Here is a 22,230-nt window from a genome sequence, read left to right as displayed (position 1 = left end):
TTCTTTTTCTAACTTTTATCGATCTGGATTAGATAAAACCCAATCTGGATTCCACGTCTCGATCCCTACATGATCCGCATCTTTTGCCCTAGGGTTAGCATACATCAAATTACAACAGTTACACTTAACAATTTGATTGATTTGAGCTACACCAGGTTCAAATAAGATACTGTAGTTATCGCTACCGCAAAGATTGCATCTAACATATTGCATACCTCATCGCTCCATAATTAGCTCGATTTTTAATGTCCATGATACATGAAGCTGCACTAGATGTGACGTTGTTAAGCAAAACTTTAGCTTTTTTCCAAGAGTGCAAGACATCAATTTAAGTAAACCATTATCTGAACTCTAGTTAGACCAAGTGGAGAAATCCTGAGCAAACTCAGACAAAGACAATAACTGAATTCTGGGATGATGGCGAACCTCGTCTCGATGCGCTGCTGTATTATAGCCCCAATCCGCTAAATAGAGTCTCACCTGAGCTAAGTCTGTTTGCTGTTCCACTGATAGTAGGGTATTTAATCGATCCTCTACAAACCAAAGACTTGCAGATTCATCTGTAAATTCTTGTATAAGTTCTCGTAGAGTTTGGTGTTTGGGACGTTTAATTTCTTTGCCGATAATTCTATCCTTTGATAATTCGATACCTTGTTGTTGTAATAACTGTTTAGCAAAGCGCCCTTCTTTAGTGGTGACAATAAAGAAGGGCGTCGGTGTTTCTAATATGCTCTGTAGGCGCTCAATTACCCCAGGATAAAAGCGGTGCAGTGCTAACCAGCCTTCTAGATCATTAGTAATCCATTCATCGCGAATTTTATCGACTTGTTGACCTAAGTCGCTTGGCTGTAGGTTTTCGGAGTCAATACATTGGTGTAAAACGGTTGACCAATCTGGCAAAATCTGGGATTCTGAAACGCCTAAAAGTAACACTCGTAGTAAAACAGGCATTTCCCACCCGGATTCAATTACAGGGCGCAAGCGGTAAAATTTATCAGCTAAGTCTGGTGGGGGTGTTGTGGTTTCCGGTTGCCAAATTTTGCAGTAGGTACGCCAAGCGGTTTGGAAGTATTCCAGAAGTCCGTCACAGATGACGCCATCAAAGTCGAGGGCGAGAATAGTGGGAGCATCAGTTGACATAAAGTTATTTGAATGATGAATAATGATCGAGCTGATTTAAGGGCTGGTGGGCAATGCCCACCCTACGGGATATCAAGGGTGTTGGCGCTCCAACACTGCAAATTTTCAGTGCCATTGATCTTAATTTGCAACAACTTTATTGCGCTTGGGATCACCCAGTTTGGAACGGGAGAGAGTGGTTTTCGGATTGAGACTGGGTTGATTGCCCCAGTTTTGGGTAAGCTGGTTTAACAGTTGGTCTTGCTGTTGGCGAAATTCCCAGACGTTATTGCCACCATTTATAATCGCAAACCACACGCGATCGCGCTCTTGTGTGGGCATTACCCCCGCTAAAGCACTCACCTGGCGTAGGGTTCCGGTTTTCATCGCGGTTCCCTCTGGCAGATTGCGAGCATAAATTGTCCCGTTTTTATCCCTCCCGGCTAGGGGGAATACATCAATGACACCTAAGTTATGGGGTGTTAATAATTTTTCCAGGGCGATTAGCATAGCTGTAGCCGCACGGGGAGAGATTTGGTTTTCTGTTCCTAATCCTGATCCATTAATCAGTTGAATTTCCTCTGGAGGGACATTGGCTAACTTGGCGGCTTCTTTGGCAACCAGATCAGCCCCACCAACAGCATCGGCTAAAATTTGAGCCATGCCATTGTTACTGTAAATATTCATTTCTAGGAGGATTTCCGCCAAGGGTAGGGATTGATGACGTAATAGTATCCTAGTTTTATCAGGTGGAATTTTTACCGTTTTGACTTGACCGCTGATCACCAGTTCAGGTTTGGGGGTTCCCGGAGACATTCTGCCATGGTGACGAATCACCGAACGAGACCAAGTTTTGCCATTTAATCCTTGTTTGAGTAGCTCTCCCGATCGCGTCGGATTTTCTTCGTAGTTCATCGAAAAATTGCCCGCAATGACTAAATTGCCATTGACGCGGCGAATACCAAGCTCGTTGAGACTGTTGCCAAGTGCGATCGCTTCTTCCCAGACAAACAGGGGATCACCACCGCCTTTAATTACCAAATCTCCCTCTAATACGCCATCACGGATATCACCTGTGGCACCTACTTGGGTTTCAAATTCATGGTCGGGTTTCCATTGACTTAACACGACCAATGTGGTAGCAATCTTGGTCAATGAAGCAGCAGGGCGAGGAATTTTACCCTGATGTTCTGCCAGAACATTCAGCCCAGATTGTATCCAGATTCCTTGATTGTCTGCGAGTGAACCCTTGTTTCTTAGGTCTTGGAGATATTGATTAATCGTGGTTTCGGCGCTCGGGTCAGGCTTGGGTAGAGTAAATAAGGATGTTTCTTGCCATGGCAAGGGTTGGATAGTCTCAACCTGATCTAAATCCAACGTGGCAGCCTGCATTCCCACAATCTTGACCAATAACGCGGCTATCGATGAAGCAATCAATCCAGAACCAATTCGTTGTAACATTACCGTTTCTCCTCCACGGTGCTTTATTGTACGAAGTGAATGGCACCGATGAAAAGGTTTCTTCAAGGGTTTTTCTGGGAGATCAGCACTCTTGAGAGGGGGTGTGGGGTGTAGGGTGTAGGGTGTGGGGCTTCTCGCCAAATAAGCTAAAACAAGATTACTCAATCAACGTTCTCCAGGTGAAGGTAGGTTTGGTAGAGGTTTTCCGTAACGGCTTCTGTTAAAATCTTTAAGGTTTCTATCTCTTTGAGCAATGGCATCTCGCGAACGGATCGCAATCGACGCGATGGGAGGGGATCACGCTCCCTCAGAAATTGTGGCTGGAGCTATCCGAGCCCAAGCAGAGTTGGGCGTAGAGGTTATATTGGTTGGCGATCCTCAAGCTATTGAAGCGTCCCTGAAAGAACACAGCAGTCCGCGCCAGCTAGAAATAGTCCCGGCGGAAGACGTAGTTTCCATGGAAGAGGAACCCTTGGTGGCGATTAAACGCAAACCCAAGGCGTCAATCAACGTGGCGATGGATTTAGTTAAAACCAAGCAGGCACAAGCTGTAGTGTCGGCGGGTCATTCTGGCGCAGCTATGGCAGCCGCATTACTGCGTTTGGGACGGCTCAAGGGCATTGATCGCCCAGCGATTGGCGCTATGTTCCCCACCCTCATAGCTGGAAAGCCAGTGATTATTCTAGATGTGGGGGCAAATGTGGATTGTCGTCCCAAATATCTGGAGCAATTTGCGGTGATGGGGACGGTATATAGCCAGTATGTGCTGGGAATACCAGAACCCAAAGTCGGATTGCTCAATATCGGGGAAGAAGACTGTAAGGGGAATGATTTAGCGATTCGGACTCATCAACTGCTACAGAAGAATCCCAGAGTCGCCTTTCTGGGTAATGCTGAAGGCAGAGATGTACTCTCAGGTCAGTTTGATGTGATTGTCTGTGATGGCTTTGTCGGCAACATCTTACTCAAGTTTGCCGAAGCGGTGGGAGAAATCGTCTTACAAATTCTGCGGGAGGAATTGCCCCAAGGCTTACATGGTCAACTGGGAACGGCGATTCTCAAGCCGAATCTGAAGCGGATTAAGCAGCGTATCGATCATGCTGAACATGGGGGTGGGTTGCTCTTGGGCGTGGATGGAGTCTGTATTATTAGCCATGGTAGTTCTCAGGCACCGTCTATTTTTAATGGGATTCGCTTGGCAAAAGAAGCGATTGATAATCAGGTACTCGAGCGTATTCAGTCTACTGAGATCAAAGCGGCGAAACAATCGGCAAAAACCAGGACTATGGGTAGTGAACCGTTAGATGTGACCAATGAGCCATCAGAGGATGCGACAGGTTAGGGTGGTGCTATCTACCTAATACTGGACAACTGTGGACAAGGCAGTCATTTGGTGACGGATAGCCAGTCTAAGCAGGGGAGAGTGAACGGCAGTTTCTTTGATGGAGAATCATTTTGAATCAACTAGGCACAGGAATTGCGATTACCGGGAGTGGTTCGGCGACACCCGATGTGGTTTTGGATAACCATCAACTCAGCCAGATAGTTGAGACATCAGATGAGTGGATTGCCACGCGCACAGGAATTCGTCAACGGTGTCTAGCTGACGCTCAAGCCAGTTTAAGTGGGTTAGCGGCTGAAGCGGCGAAGCGGGCGATCGCGATGGCGGGAGTTGAGCCGGAAGCGTTACAGCTCATTATTCTGGCAACGTCTACACCTGATGATCTGTTTGGTACGGCGAGTCAAATTCAGGCGTTACTCGGCGCATCTAATGCTGTTGCGTTTGACCTCACGGCGGCTTGTTCGGGTTTTGTGTTTGGTTTAGTGACCGCCGCTCAGTTTATCCGGACTGGAGTTTATCAAAATATTTTATTAATTGGTGCGGATATGTTGTCGCGCTGGCTGGATTGGTCCGATCGCGGCACCTGTGTGTTATTTGGGGATGGTGCAGGGGCTGTGATGTTACAGGCTTCTTCACGCGATCGCTTGTTGGGTTTCCAGATTCGCAGTGATGGGAGTCAGAATAAATGTTTACAGTTGGCTTATAAACCACAAACCCAGGAACTTGTCAAGGGAATTGAGGTCGGTCAAGGAAATTTTGCATCGATCACCATGAACGGCAAAGAAGTCTATCGATTTGCCGTGCAGAAGGTGCCAAAAGTGATTGAGAAGGCGCTATTTCAGGCGAATCTGACCGCAGAGGATATAGACTGGCTGCTATTGCACCAAGCCAATCAACGGATTCTGGATGCGGTGGCTCAACGGTTGAAGATTCCTAGCCATAAGGTGTTGAGTAATCTGAGTCAGTATGGGAATACATCGGCGGCGTCGATTCCCTTAATTTTAGATGAAGCCGTGCGATCGGGAAAAATTCAGCCCGGTGATATTATTGCTAGTTCCGGTTTTGGTGCAGGATTAACCTGGGGAGCGGCTATTTTTGAATGGGGGCGATGAGGGGTTATGAATATTTGGAATCGCAACCAACGTCTTCAGCAGATTCAACAACTCAACCCCATTACTGACCATAGTTTAATTGGTCGCCTTGTCGCTGGCTACGAATTTCCCTGGGATATCACCCGTGCGTTGGAATTAGCTATGGTGAAAACGTTCTGTGTTCCCAGTATTTCTCGACTGCTGACTCGCACCGGAGAATTTCATCACCACACCCAAAAGCGCTACGATGATACAGGTTTACTGATTGCCGAGATTCTCCAATGGGGTTACGAAAGTGAACGGGGTGCAGAAGCGATTCGGAGGATGAATGCGATTCATGGGCATTATCCGATTAGCAATGAAGATTTTCTCTATGTGCTTTCAACCTTTATCTATGAGCCGATTCGCTGGAATAAACGCTTTGGTTGGCGGTTATTTTGTGAACAGGAAAAGCTAGCAATATTTTATTTTTGGCAAGCGGTAGGGGAAAGGATGCAGATTCGCGATATCCCCTCAAGTTATGAGGAATTTGCCCACTATAATCAGAAGTACGAACAAGAAAATTTTGTGTTTTCTGATAGTAATCGTGCTGTGGGAGAATCAACGATTAATTTATTCCTAAGCTGGTTTCCGGCTTTGAGTCATCCTCTGCTGAAACCTGCTATTTATAGCTTGTTCGATGAGCGAACGCTGGCGGCGTTTGGTTTTACTAAGCCTTCGACTCTTATAGTAAGCGGTGTAGAAAATAGTCTCAAGTTGCGGGGATACTTGCAGCGTTGGCTTGTGCCGAGAAGAAGGTCAGATTTCTTTACAGAGAGTCAGTTGAAAAGTTATCCTCGTGGTTATCAGTTAAGGGATATTGGTCCGAGTTGGATGCTGGATAAACTTGAGTGAAATTGTAGGGAATCTAGGCTGGCGATAAAAGATTATTGACTTATTCTTATACCATTTCTCTTATAGTTTAGTCCGCGTAGGCGGACTTAGTTTGTGTAGCTGCGATTTTAATCGCCATAGCAAAAAGGAGGTTACTCTGTGAATGAACAACGAATTCTCCTCTGGTATCGCAATGACTTGCGCCTGCACGATCACGAACCCCTACACCAGGCGCTACAGACAACGGCGCAGGTGATTCCCTGCTACTGCTTTGACGATCGCCTATTCCAGACGACATCCTTTGGATTCCCCAAAACTGGGGCATTCCGCGCTAAATTCCTACTGGAAAGTGTAGCCGATTTGCGAGAGGGTTTGCGATCGCGTGGCAGTGATTTGCTGGTGCGTCGGGGTTTACCGGAGAACGTCATTCCCACATTGGCAAAAGAACTTGATATCATGACGGTTTACTTTCACCAGGAAGTTACCTCTGAAGAAGTGGCGGTAGAATCTGCACTCAAAAAAGCATTATCTGAGATTAACATAACCGTACAAACGTTCTGGGGAAGCACCCTCTACCATCCCGACGATTTACCCTTTAGTCTTTCAAAAATTCCCGAACTTTTTACCAATTTTCGTAAGCAAGTCGAGAAAAAATCCACAATTTATCCCCCCTTTCCCACTCCAAAACGTTTACCATCTCTCCCCTCTGTAGAAGTTGGTGAATTGCCCCAACTCGCTGAATTTGGACTAGAACCGCCTATATTTGACGAACGAGCAGTATTACAATTCAAAGGGGGAGAAACCGCCGGATTAGCCAGACTCGAAGACTATTTCTGGCAAAAAGACTGTCTCAAAATTTACAAACAAACCCGCAATGGCATGTTGGGGACAAATTACTCCTCTAAATTTTCTCCCTGGCTAGCCTTGGGGTGTTTATCGCCGCGTTTTATTTATGAACAGGTTCAGCAATACGAACAGGAACGAGTCAAAAATGATTCAACCTACTGGTTAGTGTTTGAGTTAATTTGGCGCGACTTTTTCCGATTTATTTGTGCTAAGCATGGGAACCGAATCTTTCGCCAATCTGGGTTACAGGGTATCCCCATTCCCTGGAAAGAAGACTGGGATCGCTTTACCCTTTGGCAGCAAGGAAAAACAGGATTTCCCTTAGTTGACGCCAACATGCGGGAACTTGCCGCCACTGGATTTATGTCCAATCGGGGACGACAAAATGTTGCTAGTTTTCTCACCAAAAACTTAGGAATTAACTGGCAAATCGGCGCGGAGTGGTTTGAATCGGTGTTAATTGACTATGATGTTTGTAGCAATTGGGGGAACTGGAATTATACGGCGGGAGTGGGAAATGATGCTCGTGGGTTTCGTTATTTCAATATTCAAAAACAGTCGAAAGATTATGATCCCCAAGGTTACTATGTCAAACATTGGCTACCCGAACTGGATTCATTACCCGCCACTAAAGTACACCAACCTTGGACATTAACCCCAGCCGAGCAAAAACAGTTTGGGGTGAGACTTGGCGTAGATTATCCCCATCCGGTTGTAGACTTAATCCAGTCGGTGAAAGCAAACGAAAAAGTTTACAACGCCGCATTGAACCGTCGATAACATTTCGGCGCAAGTCAGGGCGGGTTTAGTTAGGTTAGTGGTTTGAGCCGGAGCGTTATCGGTAAAACCCGCCCCTACACAATCAAAACGATATGCCGTGAAAAGTCAGAGACCCCACGACTGTCTTTATAATTCGCTAGCCTAGAAGAAGGTCAAGTCGATTGAATCAGAGGATTAAGTATCCTGAGTGCAAATTCTTCTAGGATATATCAGGAGTGACGTAGCGGAGAACTAGATGGCTAATATCAAATTTGTCAAGGAAGACCAGGAAGTCATTGCAGCAGATGGGGCGAACTTACGGGAAAAAGCCCTGCAAAACAAGATTGACCTGTATACCTTGAAAGGAAAATTGATGAACTGTGGAGGCTATGGTCAATGTGGCACCTGCATTGTCGAGGTTGTCGAAGGGATAGAAAATCTCTCACCTCGAACTGACGTAGAACAGCGTAAACTCAAGAAAAAACCGGAGAGTTACCGATTAGCCTGCCAAGCCTTGGTCAATGGACCAGTCAGCGTGAAAACTAAGCCCTGAAGCGGCGAGGAGCAGGGGAAGCTGGGGGGGCTGGGGGAGCTGGGGGAGCCGTGTAGAGACGTAGCATGCTACGTCTGGGAGCTGGGGAAGCTACAGTACATTTTCACGCGATCGCGGTGCAAGGGTTTGGATGGGTTAAATCTTATGTGCTTGAAGATAAACCAATGTCAATGCCACTCAAAACATTGATAGCTAATGGTTTTGGAGTTGTGCAGCCAGCCCGAAGTGATGTAGCTGATCAATATTTGCACTCAAGCTACACGATTGGCAGAAGCCAATGATATTCTAAGAAGAGCGGTTCAAAACCAATTGTAGAGGCACTATTTCAATGCAAGTTAATGAGTTAGGGTTCGTTGCCAGTCTTATGTTTGTGCTGGTTCCCACAGTTTTTTTGTTGATTCTGTATATCCAGACAGCTAGCCGAGAAAGCAATAAAAATTCTTAGCATTGGCTGTCTAACCTCCGCCCATCAGCTCCCCGACTTCTTCAAGAAGTCGGGGATATTACATTTGCGCCCCTATAGGAAATTCAGGTTAATCCGGTGTCCGAGCTAACAACACGGGACAATTCGCATACACCCGCACATAGTCCGACAGTGAGTAGGGTGGGCATTGCCCACCAACCTTAAGGAGCGTGCCATTTTACTCAATCCGGTGTACGGGTTAATAGCACGGGACAATTCGCATACACCCGCACATAGTCAGACAGGGAAGTCCCCAGCAATCGGTCTAAATCAGGGAGAGACTTAGCAATGGTGGGACGGCGTTCAGGAGAACCCAGGACTAACAAGTCCACATTCATTTCATCTGCCAAGCGACAAATCTCTCGTCCCGCCTGACCCTTACTATTAATACATTTATAGGCAACACCTTGCTTTTTCGCTTCTGCTGCAGCCGATGCCAAAACCGGATCGGTTTCAGGAGTGGTTATCGGTTCACCCGATGGCGTTTTTTGGTCAGGGTTGACGTGAACCAAATACAGTTGACCGCCTTTGACGTCCCGAATCAGAGACAGCGCCAAATCCAAGCTTTGCTTGGCACTCTCTGATTTATTCATAGACACCATGACTCGGTTGATCCGTTTGACGTAGATCTCGTCTTTCACCAATAACATGGGACGAGAGGACAATTGGAAAACATATTGGCTAACCGAGTTTTCCAAGATGGATTCCAATCGTTTGAGTCCTCTGGAACCCATAATGATCAGGTCAGATTGCTCTTCCTGAGCTACTTGCAGCACTACGTCTTTGGGATCTCCCTGTTTGAGTCGGGGTGTGATTTTGTTGGGATCGATTTTGAGAGACTTAACGGCGTCTGCCAAAATCTTGCCGCCCTCTTCTAGTTTGGCTGACATGGCGTCAGCACTAACTTGGGGGGTGACTACATGGAGAACCGTAACCGATACTTGTTGCATGATCGGGATTTCGGTCAACATATTAAACATTTCTTCACATAATCCCCGACCGGCAACAGCAAGCAAAATTTTTTCAATCATGGTTTCAATCGTTGTGAGTGGTTAAGATGCGACTTTCGCCATTGCAGGAGAGTCGGAGCCATATTGGGGTAAATTCCCCAAGCCCCGGAAGTAGTAGTTGTTTCCCTGACAATGCATCAGTCCTGAACGTTATCGTATTTGTGCCTTCTAAAAATAAGGATACTGGGTATCGGGGTTTCAAACTTTGACAATTTGTCAACGACTGGGGGGAACGGAAGATGAGGGAGCGGGGGAAGCAGGGGGAGCGGGGGAAGCAGGGGGAGCGGGGGAAGCGGGGGGAGCGGGGGAAGCAGGGGGAGCGGGGGAAGCAGGGGGAGCGGGGGGAGCAGGGGGAGCGGGGGAAGCAGGGGGAGCGGGGGGAGCGGGGGGAGCGGGGGAAGCGGGGAAAGCGGGGAAAGCGGGGGAAGAAAACACTCAATTACGGGGGAGAGGGAGACTTCTTGGCGGATTATTAACCAACTTTCTCGGTCAACGTTAACATTCGTTAGGGTAGAACAGTTATGTATCCATAAAGAAGAAATCTCCATGAACCTTTCAAGACTCTGGCAGGTAATTATTACAGTAGTATTAGTGCTGGGACTCTATATGCCCCCGGTGACGGCGGCTGAAACCCTTTCCCCTAGAACTGATACGTTTAATGCTTTGGTGCAGGAATGTTTGGAACTCCAAGGAGAGACATCTCTGAGTGCTTGTGATCAAGCCATTGAAATGCATCCAGATGACGTGATTCCTTGGTATGGGCGTTCTCGGGTGTTATCGGCTTTAGGACAACAAGAAGAAGCCAATCAGTCTTATGCGCGGGTGCGGGTGATTCAAGCGTACTACAATGCGATCGCGCAACTGCTTGCCCAACGAGAACAGATTGAGTCGTTGATGCAAAATGATGAGCAATTCTCTCAACTCGAAGCCGCGATTGATAGTGAGGATGTGGAACAAGAGCAGTTAGAACAACTGCAACAGCTTAAACAACAGATTCTCACACTCCGGGAAAACCCGAGCCTTCTTGATCAAGAAATAGCGGATGCGATGCTTCAGGTACGCGATCGCTTGGCTGATATTATTGGACAAATTTCCGCCACAGCTTCATAACTGGGCGCAAACCGGGCGGAATTTAGGGGCGCAAGCGGAATTTAGGGGCGCAAGCCTTGCGCCCCTACGAGGATAATCCTTAAATTTAGCTGTAGCTTTTTCCTATTCCCTTTCCCTGTTCTGTTTATATTCAACTTAAGATAGATGAGGTTACTTTCAATTTATAGAAAATTAGGGGGTGTATAGAAGTATTAAAGGAGGAAGTAGATCCAATGAACTATCCGAAAAAAACGTGGCAACTCCTAGGATTTACAACCATCTACTCACTGGCACTGACCATTTTTCCAAAAGTTGCTAGTGCCAATCAATCGCCATCTGTACAGGGTTCTGATGAGTATCAGATTGCCCAAATGAACGATTGCCGAGAGGTTGATGTTAATACAATGCTGAATATACGACAACAGCCGAATGGTTGGGTGCCAATTGAAAGACCAATAGACGGCTATGTTAGTTCGGCAAATCTGGGCTACTGTTATCAGTAAACCGTTTTCAGCCAAGTAACACATTTTGCACCGTGAGTCAACCCTCTCAACAGCGTGACTTTCTCGCCAATACGCAACTCTGGCGAGGTTTACCGGATGAGCAGTTAGACGCGATCGCGACCATTGCGATCGCTAAATCCTATCACAAAGGTGAGGTAATTTTTGTTGAAGGGGAGGACGGTAGCGGATTCTTTGTCGTGAAATCCGGTCGAGTAAAAGTATTTAAGTTATCAGCGGAAGGGAAAGAACAAATATTAGAATTTTTTGGGGTAGGAGAACATTTTGCCGAAGTCCCCGCTTTTGATGGCGAATGCTTTCCCGCATCGGCTACAGCGTTAGAGAAAACGGAATTGTTATTTTTTGGGCGCGATGCTTTCTTAGAATTGTTAGAAAAACAGCCAAAGATAGCGATTAATATGTTAGCCGTTTTTGCGCGGCATTTGCGACATTTTGCCCGATTAATTGAAGATTTATCGTTAAAGGAAGTACCCGGACGTTTGGCGGCTTATTTGCTCTATTTAAACGCTCAGTCTGAGCATTCCAATCACGTAAAATTAGATATAACCAAGACTCAGTTAGCCTCTTTATTAGGAACGATTCCTGAAACATTATCACGGGTATTTGCCAAATTGAGTCAGGAAGAATTGATTTCAATTCAAGGGTCGAGAATTCAGATATTAAATCCAGAAAGATTACGGATTTTATCGGAACGATAACTACGCCCATAAAAGTAGAATTCGTTGGAATTTGTAGTGGCGTGGCACACCTTAATTGGTGGATTAGCATTGTAGGGGCGCAAGGCTTGCGCCCGGTTTAAACGTCAAATCTATTCCACAATTTTAGCTGTGTCAGTCCGGTAGGGTGGGTTAGGCGGGGACTTAAACAACACCAATAACCATTTAATGAACTATCCGCCGTAACCCACCAAAATAAGGCTTGTAGAAGAGGTTTGCATTTGCATTAAAAGTACTGCCACCCTGGAGAAGGGCGGGTTTTGTTGAGAGGTTAACGGTTAGCTCATCTGACTGAGTGGCTAAACCCGCCCCTACAATTTCCCTTGTCTCCCTTGCACAGTAAGAAATATTTCACCTTACAAATAACAAATAATGATTTTCACCTACTCTACACTGTCGTTTCCTGGGGCATCTTCCCATAATAGCGATGATAATAATCATAAGAACTCGTAGTGTAATTTTTAACCCCATTCGCCACCACTCCCAAAACTCTGGCATGAGAGGTTTTCAATCCAGATAACACCTGCATTAATACCGTCCGATCCGTTCTTCCTAATCCCACCACCATAACAATTCCATCGGTATGCGCTGCCAATAACCGCGCATCGGCTAAACCTAACATCGGGGGTGTATCAAAAATCACTAAATCAAACATTTCTTGAAACGACTCAACTAAATGCTGCATTTTTTGAGAACAGAGGAGTCGAGTCGGATCAGGGGGAATTTGTCCGGCGGTTAACACCAATAGATTCTCCTCCAACGGTGATGGCTGAATCACATCTTTCACATTAATGTCACTGGAAATAACATGACTCAATCCCCAAACATTGGGTAAATCCGTCCTCAGATGGAGCTGCGGACGCCGCAAATCGGCATCCACCAATAATACCCGTTGTCCCATGGCGGCGGCAGCTTGTGCCATAAAAGTCGCTATAGTGGATTTGCCATCAGCGGGAACTGCTGAACTGATTACCACCGAACGAATCGGTTGATCGGGACTAATAAACTGAAGATTCGTCTGAAGCGAACGAAAAGCCTCTAAAAATGGAGAAGCATGATAGCGATAAGTGGATTGACTTATAGAAGATGCCAATAGCGGAGTTTCCGGTTTCCCGGCTGTTTTTGCGAGTTTACTCTGTTTTTTCAGAGGCTTGTGAAAAGGAATCGTACCCAAAACCGCTAACCCTGTCTTTTCCTTCAACTCCTCGGCTGAGTGAAATACCTTGTCTAATTTTTCCGCTAAAAACCCCGCCCCAGCACCTGCCAGCAATCCAGCCACCGCCCCAAACACCAAACCACGGGGGACGTCGGGAGAGATTGGTGTTTGAGGTTGTTGGGGTTGGGCAATAAGCTGCCAAGGTAATGTCTTTTGGGCGGCTTCAATTTGTAGCGTTTCTCGCACCGCCAGAAAGCGGTTCAAACTCTCGGTGGCGACTTTCAACTCCCGCTGTAAATCCGTATACTGACGGGCAACCACTGCCAAATTCTTCAGTTGCTGACTCATCAACCGTTCCGCTTTAGCGATCGCACCTGCCCGCACTTCTAGCATATTAATTTGATTTGTCGTCTCTACAAGCTGCTGAGTCAGTATCGAACGTAAGGAACTCGGAGATGCCAGAGATGCCGGATTTTCGGGTACAGCACTAGCATTTGCCCCCAAAACAGTTCCGGCTTCCTGACTCAGCAGAGGAAGTAAATTTTGTTGCTTCTCTCGTAGCGCCTGAATCGTGGGACTCTGTTCGGTAAACCGCGCCGATTCACTAGCAATTTGACTTTCGATCTCCGTCAACTGATTCAGCAACTGCTGATAACGCGGGGCTTCGGAGAGGGCGGAAGCCGCGATCGCTTGTTCTGGAGATAGTCCTAATTCCCTTAATTGACTTTGCAGTTGTACCGCCAGGGTGCGGGCTTCATCCAGTTTAGTTTGGGTATCTTGACGTTCTTGGACGATGGCGCTAACTCGATTGGTCAAGACTTGACCCTGACTATCAGGATCAACTAATATATTTTCTTGGCGAAATCGTTGTAGCTTTTGCTGGAGAGTATCCACCCGCCCCTGAAGTTTAGGCAGTTGCTCTTCGACAAACTCAATCCCCTGTCGTGTACTCGTCTGTTGTTCAGAGAGTGAGTAGTTTACATAGCCTTGGGCAATTTGCTCTAAAATAAATTGAATTTTTTCCGGATCAGAATCTTGGTAGCGTACTTCTAATATTTTCGTTTCTTGTAACTGATTAATCGCCAATTGGCGGCGAAGCGTATTATAGTCAATTTCTGGATAGCGAGACTGAATTTGTTCGACAATCGGAGTCATCACTTGAGGACTCCACAGCACCTGAATCTGGGTGTCGTAATCAATACTATTGGTTTGAACCCCAGAGGATTGATTCAGGGATTCACTAATCTGATCGAAGTGATCTTCACCGGAAACTGACCCAACTAATAACTGAAACTTACCTTCGTAGTTGGGCGTCTGCTGCAAGACTTTCGTGACAATTCCCGATGTTACCGCGATCGCCATCCCAACGACAACCCATGCCCGTCGCCGCGCTACCGCTAGAATCTTACGCAAATCCAGCTTGTCGTCCTCTGTCTCAACTAACTCATACAGGGAGAGGCTGGACAGTTCTGACGGTAGTTGTCCATTACGATTGGGTGGTAACGGCTGATATTCTCCATTTGAACCCATAATTCGTTAAACGTTGGCGTTTCTCAAACTGACGCGAATAGTGGACGATTAAATTCCTTATCCCAGAAAGGGTGGGGATGCAGGAATGTTGAACCTCGTAAGCAGCTAGAACTCCCGACCACAGGAGGAGAAGAACTTTTTAAGATGTTTTAGTGTACGCTGATCATAATGACTACTTACAGATACAGCGCTGGTGCGTTTAATCAGGATAATCTTTAGCTGGGTCAGGGTGTAGGCATTTTGAGTTTACTAATCTTGCCTATCGCGGCGGTGGATGGGCAAACCACTATAAATCTATCCAAACGTGGTGGAAATTTTCGTTAAAATGTGGTGATGTCTAAAATTAAGGCAATCACCTCATTTAGATGAATGATAAACTCTTAATACTGACATCAATGTTTAAGTCCGGAGTATTTATCAAATCTTCATGCATTAGGTTAACAAGTAAAATAACATAAATAGGTAAAGTTAATCAAAGACTTGATAAATTCATAAAATTGAGTGCTAATCTAGTCCGGATAGTAGCAAATCAATATGTAAATTTTAGCGTAATCTGATATCTATTTTAGATCCCAGTCAGTAACACAGAAACATGAGCAATAGTGAGACTCCCCTACGGCATAGTAAATCTCTCAGATTATCGATCGTAACTCAATATTACCCCCCTGACTACGCTGCAACTGGACAGCTAATAGAAGAACTGGCTATCGAGTTGGGAAAACAAGGTTTGTCGGTGCGAGTGTTTACTGGACAACCAGGTTATGCATTTCAAAGCCACTCAGCACCAGCCAAAGAGTATTTTCAGCAACTTATCGTTCAGCGATCGCGGGCGACTCGGATTTGGTCAAAGCGTATTCGTGGCAAAGCATTGAATGGACTAATCTTTTGTCTGCGGGCTGGACTGCATTTACTCAGAACCCGTAGTCGGGGAGACATACTTCTGTTAACCACTGCTCCTCCTTTTTTGCCCATTCTGGGATATTTGGCGAAAAAGTTATTTGGACTACCTTATGTGTGTTTAGTCTATGATTTATATCCAGATGTTGCAGTCGAACTCAATGTTGTGTCTCGTCGCCACTGGCTGGTCAAACTCTGGAATATAGTAAACTGCCATATTTGGAAACAGGCTCAACAAATTGTGGTCTTGAGTCCTTCGATGAAAACTCATGTCGCCGCTAAATGTCCCTCCCTGAACGACAAAATTACCGTTATTCATAATTGGGCAGATGCCAATTGGATTGTACCCATTGCTAAACAGGATAATTGGTTTGCCCAAAACTTCAATCTAGTTGATCAGTTTACGGTACTCTATTCCGGAAATATGGGTCGCTGCCATGATATGGAAACGATTCTCAACGCAGCCCAACTGTTACAAAATAAGCCAATTTTGTTTGTGTTTATTGGTAATGGTGCTAAACGGGAAGCCTTTGAAACCCAAACTCGTCTGCTTGGCTTAAGGAATTGCCGCTTTTTACCCTATCAAGATAAACAAAACCTACCCTATTCACTCACTTCAGGGGATTTATCCTTAGTTAGCATTAGTTCAGGGATGGAAGGTTTAGTCGCCCCCAGTAAACTTTACGCCGCCTTAGCCGCAGGGCGTCCAATCGCTGCGATTTGTGAACCCCAGTCTTATTTACAGACACTGATTGCGGAGGCTGAATGTGGTGCAGCGTTCAGTAATGGTGATGCGAAGGGTTTGGCAGAATTTATTCGACGCTTGTCCATAGATGAACGATTAGTCAAGCGTATGGGTGAAGCCGGTCGTCGGTATTTACAATCCAATTTTACCCCCGATTTGATTGCACGAGAGTATTCTAAATTATTTCATCAGTCTGTCATTTCAGAGTTTGTATCAAGCCCTAATGGAATGGATCGGAAAAAAGGGCATCAAACGAATAGAATAACTCAAGCAGGGGATAAGGCAACAATGTAGAAACGTGCCATAGTGCATGGTTTGAGATGTATTATGGCACATTGGGGCTATTTCTTCACAAAAACAGAAGGGTTAACCGATTGGGTAGATGTTGCTGCGATTATATTGGAAACAGATCTGTCCGACATGGTGGGTACTTGAGATTCAAATTTTTCCATTTCGATGAGACGAATAGAGAGTAGAATTTCTGCCAGGGTGCGCTGGAGTGCATAATACCAGCCATACCAACCGTCGAGAATACCAAGGTTTAAGATCAGACAGTAGAACAGGATGACGAAGGGGGCGAGGATTTTTTGCCGCCGAATGCGATCGCCGAAGCTGAGTTCACCAGGAGACGTTTCCAGGATTTTCTGGTTTTCAATCAGCATGTAGCGATCTTGCGCCCATAACCAGCGGCTTAGAGGTTTGCGATCGTCGTGGTAGATATAGGAGTTGAGTGTACCCGACTCACCTCTGACGTGAAGTAGCTGGGTATGTCCGTCATCGAGATAAATAGATTTTTCCCGTCGAAATAGAACTTGTCGAGGCGGAAGTAATGTTCCCCGTAGTGGCTTGCCAAATACGCAATATTTGAACCGGGCGAAGTAGCCATCTATGGGGGAATCTGTGGGAAGAGACGCAAGTTCAGCAATCAGTTCGTCGGTAAGCATGTAATCGGCATCGAGGGAGAGTACCCATTCAGTTTTCACTTGTGCCAAGCCGTAGTTCCACTGGTTGTGATGGGTATCGAACTGCCGCTGGAAGACTTGGGTTTGCGGATAGGATTTTACAATGTCCAAGGTTTCGTCAGTACTGTAGCTGTCGATAACGACGATTTGCTTTGCCCAAGTGAGTTTTGCCAGAGTGCGATCGATGTTAGGGGCTTCATTAAAGGTCAGAATAAGAGGTGTTATTTTTTCAAGCATAAGCCTGAGGTTACTATGAAAATTTTCAACTTAACTATTCACTGGAGAGCTGGAACAGAGCCTTGATTTCCAAAGATAGGGGCATCTGCCGGAAAATTTGAATTTAATGTTTGTGTAGTCTTCTTGGTTTAATAGCTCAGTTAGAGTTTTTGGAGAGAAAAACTTAATATGACCACCATCCCAAAGAGTGGTAAAGTGCCTATCCATTTTTCCGGAAAGAGCTAGAACCAGATTTTTAAAATAGCCGTGATAGGGAGTGGTAATGATTAAAACGCCATTTGGCTTCAAACATTTCTTAGCAGCTCTAAGGAGTTCTCTCGGATAAAATAAATGTTCAATAACTTCGCAGGAAATAACACTATCAAATGAGTTGTCCAACTTAGCATAAGGTAAATTGTAAATACTCCCCTGAATAAATTGGCAATCTGGGAAACTCGAACGAGCCAATGTCACACCCGACTCAGATTCTTCAACACCAACAACTTCATAACCTTGTTGTGCAATGAGATTAGTCAGACTGCCATTTCCACAGCCGATATCTAATACACGTAGCTTTTGTTGGTTGAAGGGTTTTGCCTGAGAGAGTATTTTTAGGAGTGGATCGAGCAGATAGGCATGATGATGCCCTGAACAATTATCTTGATAAGCATAGTTGTATTGGCTAATGGTGGTTTCCATTGATAAATTGGTACTCCATTAGTAGAAAATAGGGACAGGATATTTTTTAATGATGGCGGTATAAACCTCAATCAAATTTAAGGCAATGCCATCCCACGTATATTGTTTGAGAATCAGTTGACGGGCGCGGTTCCCCATCGCTTTTGCTTCTTGGCGATGGTTGAACCAATGTTTAATAGCAGATGCGATCGCCGCCACGTCCAGTTCGGTTAAATAGCCGAGTTGATGTTGTTTGACCATAGACGCTAAGGCAACACCGGGGGTGACCAAAACAGGTAGCCCTACGGCTAACGCTTCTAGAACAACAACCCCAAAGTTTTCCGAGTGGGAAGTCAGGACAAACATATCCGAGCCTTGCAGTAGTAAATCTTTCATCTCCCCTGTGACAAATCCGGAACGATAGGTGCTTTTTGTATCTTGATACAGTGCCGTTTATTTATATCCGACCACTTATAGTGATGTATTGAGATTACTGTATAGATAAAAATATTCGTAATTTTTAAACACTATGATGTACAACTTTGAATTTGCTCAGTCTAACATTGAAGTCGGCTTTTGTTGTCGATACAATATCCATTCGTAAACCTCTATCATTTGTTCTGCTGTACGCTCCCAGGTATATTTAGATTCCACTAATTGTCGTCCTCGATAGCCCATTTCAGTTCTCTGAATTTGTTCGCTCTCCATTGCCTCTCGAAGAGCTTCTACTAGAGGCATTACGCCACTATCAATCCACCAACCGCAGCGATAGGTAACTAAATCAGACCAAGGGGTTCCCTTAGTAGCGATGGCGGGTGTACCGCTTGCTAAAGCTTCTGCTATTACAATTCCGAAATTCTCGGTAAAAGAAGGTAGAACAAAAACATCAGCTTCTTGATATAGTTTCCACTTGGCTTCCCTATCAACATATCCCATCAAATTAATAGTATCTATCACTCCCAATTGCTTTGCTTTTTTTTCTAAAAAACCTTGGTAATTTCTTTCGTCATTACCGGCAATAATCAACTGCCAAGATTTAGAGTTTAGATGAGACCAAGCTTCAATTAAGTTACTTAACCCTTTGACGGGGTGAATTCTTCCAATAAACAAAACTGTTTTTTGGGATTGATGAGAACCTTTTTTTGTTATTGTAGGTAGTCGATCCACTCCCAAAGGGATCATAACAATTGGTAAATCTGGAAACAATTTTCTTAAGTTAAGTGCTTCTGCATTTGATGTAGCGTGCAATACCTGTGTAGTTTTCAAATCGGAATACTGGAAAAAATGCCAAGCTATTCTCTTTTTCCAAGCTTTATAATTCAAAGCCCAATTTTCGAGCATTCCATGAGGAGTAACTATTCGTGGTATTCCTAATCGACGTGATTCTACAGCAATGGCATGATTATTAGGTAACCAAATACCGTGATCATGAACTAAAGAACAGGATGTATCTACTGATGTACCATCCTTAAAATCATGTAAAAAATGCTTAAAAGATTGACTTAAATTTTCAGATAATGGATTCCACTTGAGGTTAGATTTAATTTGAGTTTTACTTAAAATTGGCAAACAGCCAGGACTAGCGCCCAGTCTAATTTGTATTGTTTGATCGTAATCTGCGATCGCCTCTACTAACCTAATAACGGCAATGGGAACTCCTCCTTTATCTTGGGAAATATCCCGAAGAGAGTGTAAAACTTGTATTCCTGTATCTTGAAAAAAATCTTTATTCATTTTCAATTCTCTGATATTTAGACAAAATATTTTTTTTAAACTTTACTTGTTGTACATATTGTTCTATTCGATCAAGTTCCAGTAGATAAGTACCCAGTGCTTCATAAAGAAGTAATGCGAATAAAGGAAAAGTTAGATTACCTAATAAGTATGCTTCGGCAAAGCTACTCAATAGTAAAGAGCCTAATCCAGCTATAACTACACTACAATGAGGATAATAATCAGGGCGTCGAATAGCTATTTTATTGAGTTGTTTCATCATTTTTATGGATTTAATTCCAAATATCACCAGAGGTATAAAACCTAACAAACCCAGGGCTGCTCCTGCAGCTAGCCAGGAGTTTTCTCCATAGCGTAATCGCTCGCTAGTAAGTGGGATGCCAAAAAATGGATAGGTTAAAAAAGTTCGCCATTGAGCCTTCCATACTAGCTCGCGTGTATTGCTCTGAGAACTGAGTTTGTCAAAAGCAATTCCTATGTCAAAAAAATCTAATTCATAAGGTACAAATAAAAGACCAAATATAACAACTGTTAATATTATTAAAAGCCAAAATAGTTTTCCGCTGTAATAGCGATAATAAAGTATTACAGAAAATATTGCAGATAATACTCCAGTTCGTGAACCAGTAGATATTAAACCCAAAATAACTAATCCAAAAAATAAAATTAATAATTGCTTAATTAGAGGATATTGATCATGTTTTTGGTATAAAAACAAGAAACAAGGAATCGTAAGGACGAGAAGGATAGCTGCAGCTTGTGGGTTTCCAGTCGTTCCATGAAATAACCCTTGTACAACCGTAATTGGCGATACATTTATGGTGGCTTGATAGAGGTTGGCAATTACAAAAAGAATGCCTACCATTGCGAGCGACCAAATGGCAAGCTCGAAATTACGTTCGTCTTGAAGCCAACGAGATGGTCCATATATGATTGTTAATACTACTGCCCCAAAGGTGAATATACCTATAAATGCAAAAGAGATGCTTCCATATTGTAAAGTTTTCAAAAAAATTACAATCTGAACAATAATCAGGTAAGTAATAGGCTTGGGTATGAGAATAGAACGCCAGCCTTTAGGAGTTTTAAACGCGATCGATAGGAGCAAGCCCAGCAGAAAAATCGTTAAAGGTCGTCCCATAGTGCGTAACTGCTGCAAAGGAAAAGCTAGAGCGGGTGCTTCTAAAATCCATTCATTTTTGAATTCACCCAAGGAAGCGGCAAATCCACAAAGCGCGAGCAAAAACCAGTGCTGGCGACGGTGAGCCTCGTTAGCCTGCACTAGGATAAGCAAACAAAGGACAACGCCAATCAACCCATAAGAACTGGTTAGAAACTTGAAAAGTTGGTCTAAATAAGACATTGGTTACCTCAAACTACGCTCCGGCTAGGGCTTTTTTAACTACTTCATTCAGAAGCTCGTGCCAACGATCTGCCCAAATCTGTGCAGCATAGGGAGCAGCTAATTGCTGGGCACGTTTTCCCCACGTTGAAAGCAACTCGTAATGTTCATGTAAGCTCAACAAAGCCCGAGCTAGTGCTTCTGGGTTTTCTTGGGGAACGATGATGCCGTTATAACCTGGTCGAATTACTTCTACTGACGAGCCACACACATCCGTACAAACAACAGGCAAGCCAGCAGCCGAGGCTTCGACGAGAGCGAGGGGCCAAGGATCGAAACGACTGGGCAACAGAAATGCTCCTGCCTGTCGCCACACCGCAATCATATCAGTGGGTTGTACGAAGCCGCGATTTTCAATCCCAGCTTGATTTTGTAGGCGATCGCCTAGGGTTCCCTGACCGCAGCAAACAAGCCCCCACGGGTCTGATATCCTACTACGATACTGACGGTATGCTTCCACCAGAATATCGATTCCTTTTGAAGGGGCGTAGCGACCCACGAACAGAAAAGATTGGGGCCAAGGCGATTGTTGCCGTTCCTGCCAGAGGGGATGCCAGACTTGGTCGTCAATTCCATACAGTCCGCGCTGAATTTTGGCAACGGGAATTCCCAGTCGTTGGGCGTACTGCCAACTTCGCTCTCCTGCCACTACAACCCGATCCATACGCTGTAGATACCGATGCAGTAGCCAGGGCGCTAGGTGCTGTCTCCAGGTGCCCCACCAAGGAGTATCCATGCCCATCACCAAGGCGCAATGTTTCAGCGTTGGGGAAAAGGCGAGTTTCCGATAGGGGGGGTGCAGCCAGCCAGAGAACACCACTGCATCGGGCTGAGCTTTTTGAACAAGCTTTTCGATGAGGGGAAAGTTTTGACGTTCCTCTAAATTCAGTAAGCGCGAGGGAATACCTGCCATCAGTTGGTCGGAAAAGGCAGTTTCGGTGTGGGCTTGGAAAGCAAGGACAAATACATCGATGTCTGGAAGCGTGTGCAAAGCAAGCCAGTTCGCTGCCATGTACCCAGAAATGTCAGACCAGCAAAATAAAACTTTGGTACTCATTACTTGAATA

At 44.9% G+C, this 22,230-nt stretch carries 21 protein-coding genes and 1 pseudogene; 12 read left to right on the top strand and 10 right to left on the bottom strand.

The window, feature by feature from the left end; translation table 11 throughout:
- Positions 1 to 351 precede the first annotated feature (351 nt).
- Positions 352 to 1,140 (bottom strand): HAD family hydrolase, encoded by a 789-nt coding sequence (locus RIB93_RS11560; protein WP_446372923.1) that lies wholly within the window; start codon positions 1,138 to 1,140, stop codon positions 352 to 354.
- A 120-nt stretch (positions 1,141 to 1,260) separates the two neighbouring features.
- Positions 1,261 to 2,580, bottom strand: coding sequence for a D-alanyl-D-alanine carboxypeptidase (locus RIB93_RS11555; RefSeq protein ID WP_446372922.1), 1,320 nt, complete (start codon positions 2,578 to 2,580; stop codon positions 1,261 to 1,263).
- A 253-nt stretch (positions 2,581 to 2,833) separates the two neighbouring features.
- Between RIB93_RS11555 and plsX the strand changes: the two genes are divergently transcribed.
- The 7 genes from plsX to psbM all read left to right on the top strand — a co-directional run bounded on the left by plsX (position 2,834) and on the right by psbM (position 8,489).
- Positions 2,834 to 3,922, top strand: coding sequence for a phosphate acyltransferase PlsX (gene plsX, locus RIB93_RS11550; protein WP_446372921.1), 1,089 nt, complete (start codon positions 2,834 to 2,836; stop codon positions 3,920 to 3,922).
- A 113-nt stretch (positions 3,923 to 4,035) separates the two neighbouring features.
- Positions 4,036 to 5,034 (top strand): beta-ketoacyl-ACP synthase 3, encoded by a 999-nt coding sequence (locus RIB93_RS11545; RefSeq protein ID WP_446372920.1) that lies wholly within the window; start codon positions 4,036 to 4,038, stop codon positions 5,032 to 5,034.
- A gap of 6 nt (positions 5,035 to 5,040) precedes the next feature.
- Positions 5,041 to 5,907, top strand: a complete 867-nt coding sequence (locus tag RIB93_RS11540; protein WP_446372919.1) for an oxygenase MpaB family protein — start codon at positions 5,041 to 5,043, stop codon at positions 5,905 to 5,907.
- Between the two features lie 138 nt (positions 5,908 to 6,045).
- Complete coding sequence (locus RIB93_RS11535; protein ID WP_446372918.1) at positions 6,046 to 7,512, top strand: DASH family cryptochrome; 1,467 nt, start codon at positions 6,046 to 6,048, stop codon at positions 7,510 to 7,512.
- Between the two features lie 235 nt (positions 7,513 to 7,747).
- Positions 7,748 to 8,044 (top strand): 2Fe-2S iron-sulfur cluster-binding protein, encoded by a 297-nt coding sequence (locus RIB93_RS11530; protein WP_446372917.1) that lies wholly within the window; start codon positions 7,748 to 7,750, stop codon positions 8,042 to 8,044.
- Between the two features lie 65 nt (positions 8,045 to 8,109).
- The gene (locus RIB93_RS11525; RefSeq protein WP_446372916.1) at positions 8,110 to 8,325 is read left to right on the top strand and encodes a hypothetical protein; all 216 of its coding nucleotides are present in this window, start codon (positions 8,110 to 8,112) and stop codon (positions 8,323 to 8,325) included.
- Positions 8,326 to 8,372: 47 nt separating this feature from the next.
- On the top strand, positions 8,373 to 8,489 hold the full coding sequence (psbM, locus tag RIB93_RS11520; RefSeq protein WP_446372915.1) for a photosystem II reaction center protein PsbM: 117 nt from the start codon (positions 8,373 to 8,375) through the stop codon (positions 8,487 to 8,489).
- Between the two features lie 200 nt (positions 8,490 to 8,689).
- Here the strand turns inward: psbM and RIB93_RS11515 are convergent, their stop codons facing one another.
- Positions 8,690 to 9,538 carry a universal stress protein gene (locus RIB93_RS11515; protein WP_446372914.1) on the bottom strand — a complete coding sequence of 283 codons (849 nt, stop codon included), beginning with the start codon at positions 9,536 to 9,538 and terminating at the stop codon, positions 8,690 to 8,692.
- 184 nt (positions 9,539 to 9,722) lie between these two features.
- Between RIB93_RS11515 and RIB93_RS11510 the strand changes: the two genes are divergently transcribed.
- The 4 genes from RIB93_RS11510 (at position 9,723) to RIB93_RS11495 (ending at position 11,825) form a co-directional block, all read left to right on the top strand.
- The gene (locus tag RIB93_RS11510; RefSeq protein WP_446372913.1) at positions 9,723 to 10,016 is read left to right on the top strand and encodes a hypothetical protein; all 294 of its coding nucleotides are present in this window, start codon (positions 9,723 to 9,725) and stop codon (positions 10,014 to 10,016) included.
- A gap of 47 nt (positions 10,017 to 10,063) precedes the next feature.
- Positions 10,064 to 10,627: a tetratricopeptide repeat protein gene (locus RIB93_RS11505; protein WP_446372912.1), complete on the top strand. Its 564-nt coding sequence runs from the start codon at positions 10,064 to 10,066 to the stop codon at positions 10,625 to 10,627.
- A gap of 212 nt (positions 10,628 to 10,839) precedes the next feature.
- On the top strand, positions 10,840 to 11,109 hold the full coding sequence (locus RIB93_RS11500; RefSeq protein WP_446372911.1) for a hypothetical protein: 270 nt from the start codon (positions 10,840 to 10,842) through the stop codon (positions 11,107 to 11,109).
- Positions 11,110 to 11,141: 32 nt separating this feature from the next.
- On the top strand, positions 11,142 to 11,825 hold the full coding sequence (locus RIB93_RS11495; RefSeq protein ID WP_446372910.1) for a Crp/Fnr family transcriptional regulator: 684 nt from the start codon (positions 11,142 to 11,144) through the stop codon (positions 11,823 to 11,825).
- A 406-nt stretch (positions 11,826 to 12,231) separates the two neighbouring features.
- On the opposite strand, the gene RIB93_RS11490 is transcribed toward RIB93_RS11495, so the two are convergent.
- Positions 12,232 to 14,529: a GumC family protein gene (locus RIB93_RS11490; protein ID WP_446372909.1), complete on the bottom strand. Its 2,298-nt coding sequence runs from the start codon at positions 14,527 to 14,529 to the stop codon at positions 12,232 to 12,234.
- Between the two features lie 592 nt (positions 14,530 to 15,121).
- On the opposite strand from RIB93_RS11490, the gene RIB93_RS11485 reads away from it, so the two are divergent.
- Positions 15,122 to 16,465: a glycosyltransferase family 4 protein gene (locus tag RIB93_RS11485; RefSeq protein WP_446372908.1), complete on the top strand. Its 1,344-nt coding sequence runs from the start codon at positions 15,122 to 15,124 to the stop codon at positions 16,463 to 16,465.
- Positions 16,466 to 16,512: 47 nt separating this feature from the next.
- Here RIB93_RS11485 and RIB93_RS11480 read toward each other — a convergent pair whose 3' ends face one another.
- The 6 genes and pseudogenes from RIB93_RS11480 to RIB93_RS11455 form a co-directional block, all read right to left on the bottom strand.
- A complete protein-coding gene (locus RIB93_RS11480; RefSeq protein ID WP_446372907.1) occupies positions 16,513 to 17,370 on the bottom strand; it encodes a glycosyltransferase family 2 protein in 858 nt (285 codons plus the stop codon).
- 30 nt (positions 17,371 to 17,400) lie between these two features.
- Complete coding sequence (locus tag RIB93_RS11475; protein ID WP_446372906.1) at positions 17,401 to 18,048, bottom strand: class I SAM-dependent methyltransferase; 648 nt, start codon at positions 18,046 to 18,048, stop codon at positions 17,401 to 17,403.
- A gap of 18 nt (positions 18,049 to 18,066) precedes the next feature.
- Positions 18,067 to 18,453 (bottom strand): annotated as a pseudogene (locus tag RIB93_RS11470) (glycosyltransferase); the annotation flags it as partial.
- Between the two features lie 126 nt (positions 18,454 to 18,579).
- Positions 18,580 to 19,761 (bottom strand): glycosyltransferase, encoded by a 1,182-nt coding sequence (locus tag RIB93_RS11465; protein WP_446372905.1) that lies wholly within the window; start codon positions 19,759 to 19,761, stop codon positions 18,580 to 18,582.
- On the bottom strand, positions 19,754 to 21,124 hold the full coding sequence (locus tag RIB93_RS11460) for an O-antigen ligase family protein (protein WP_446372904.1): 1,371 nt from the start codon (positions 21,122 to 21,124) through the stop codon (positions 19,754 to 19,756). Before RIB93_RS11460 ends, RIB93_RS11465 begins: the two co-directional genes overlap by 8 nt.
- A 13-nt stretch (positions 21,125 to 21,137) precedes the next feature.
- Positions 21,138 to 22,220, bottom strand: coding sequence for a glycosyltransferase family 4 protein (locus tag RIB93_RS11455; RefSeq protein WP_446372903.1), 1,083 nt, complete (start codon positions 22,218 to 22,220; stop codon positions 21,138 to 21,140).
- Positions 22,221 to 22,230 lie beyond the last annotated feature (10 nt).

Source organism: Coleofasciculus sp. D1-CHI-01 (assembly GCF_040218875.1).
GTDB lineage: Bacteria > Cyanobacteriota > Cyanobacteriia > Cyanobacteriales > Coleofasciculaceae > Coleofasciculus.
Note: the sequence above shows the minus strand (reverse complement) of the source record. Positions and strands in the feature narration are given on the sequence as shown.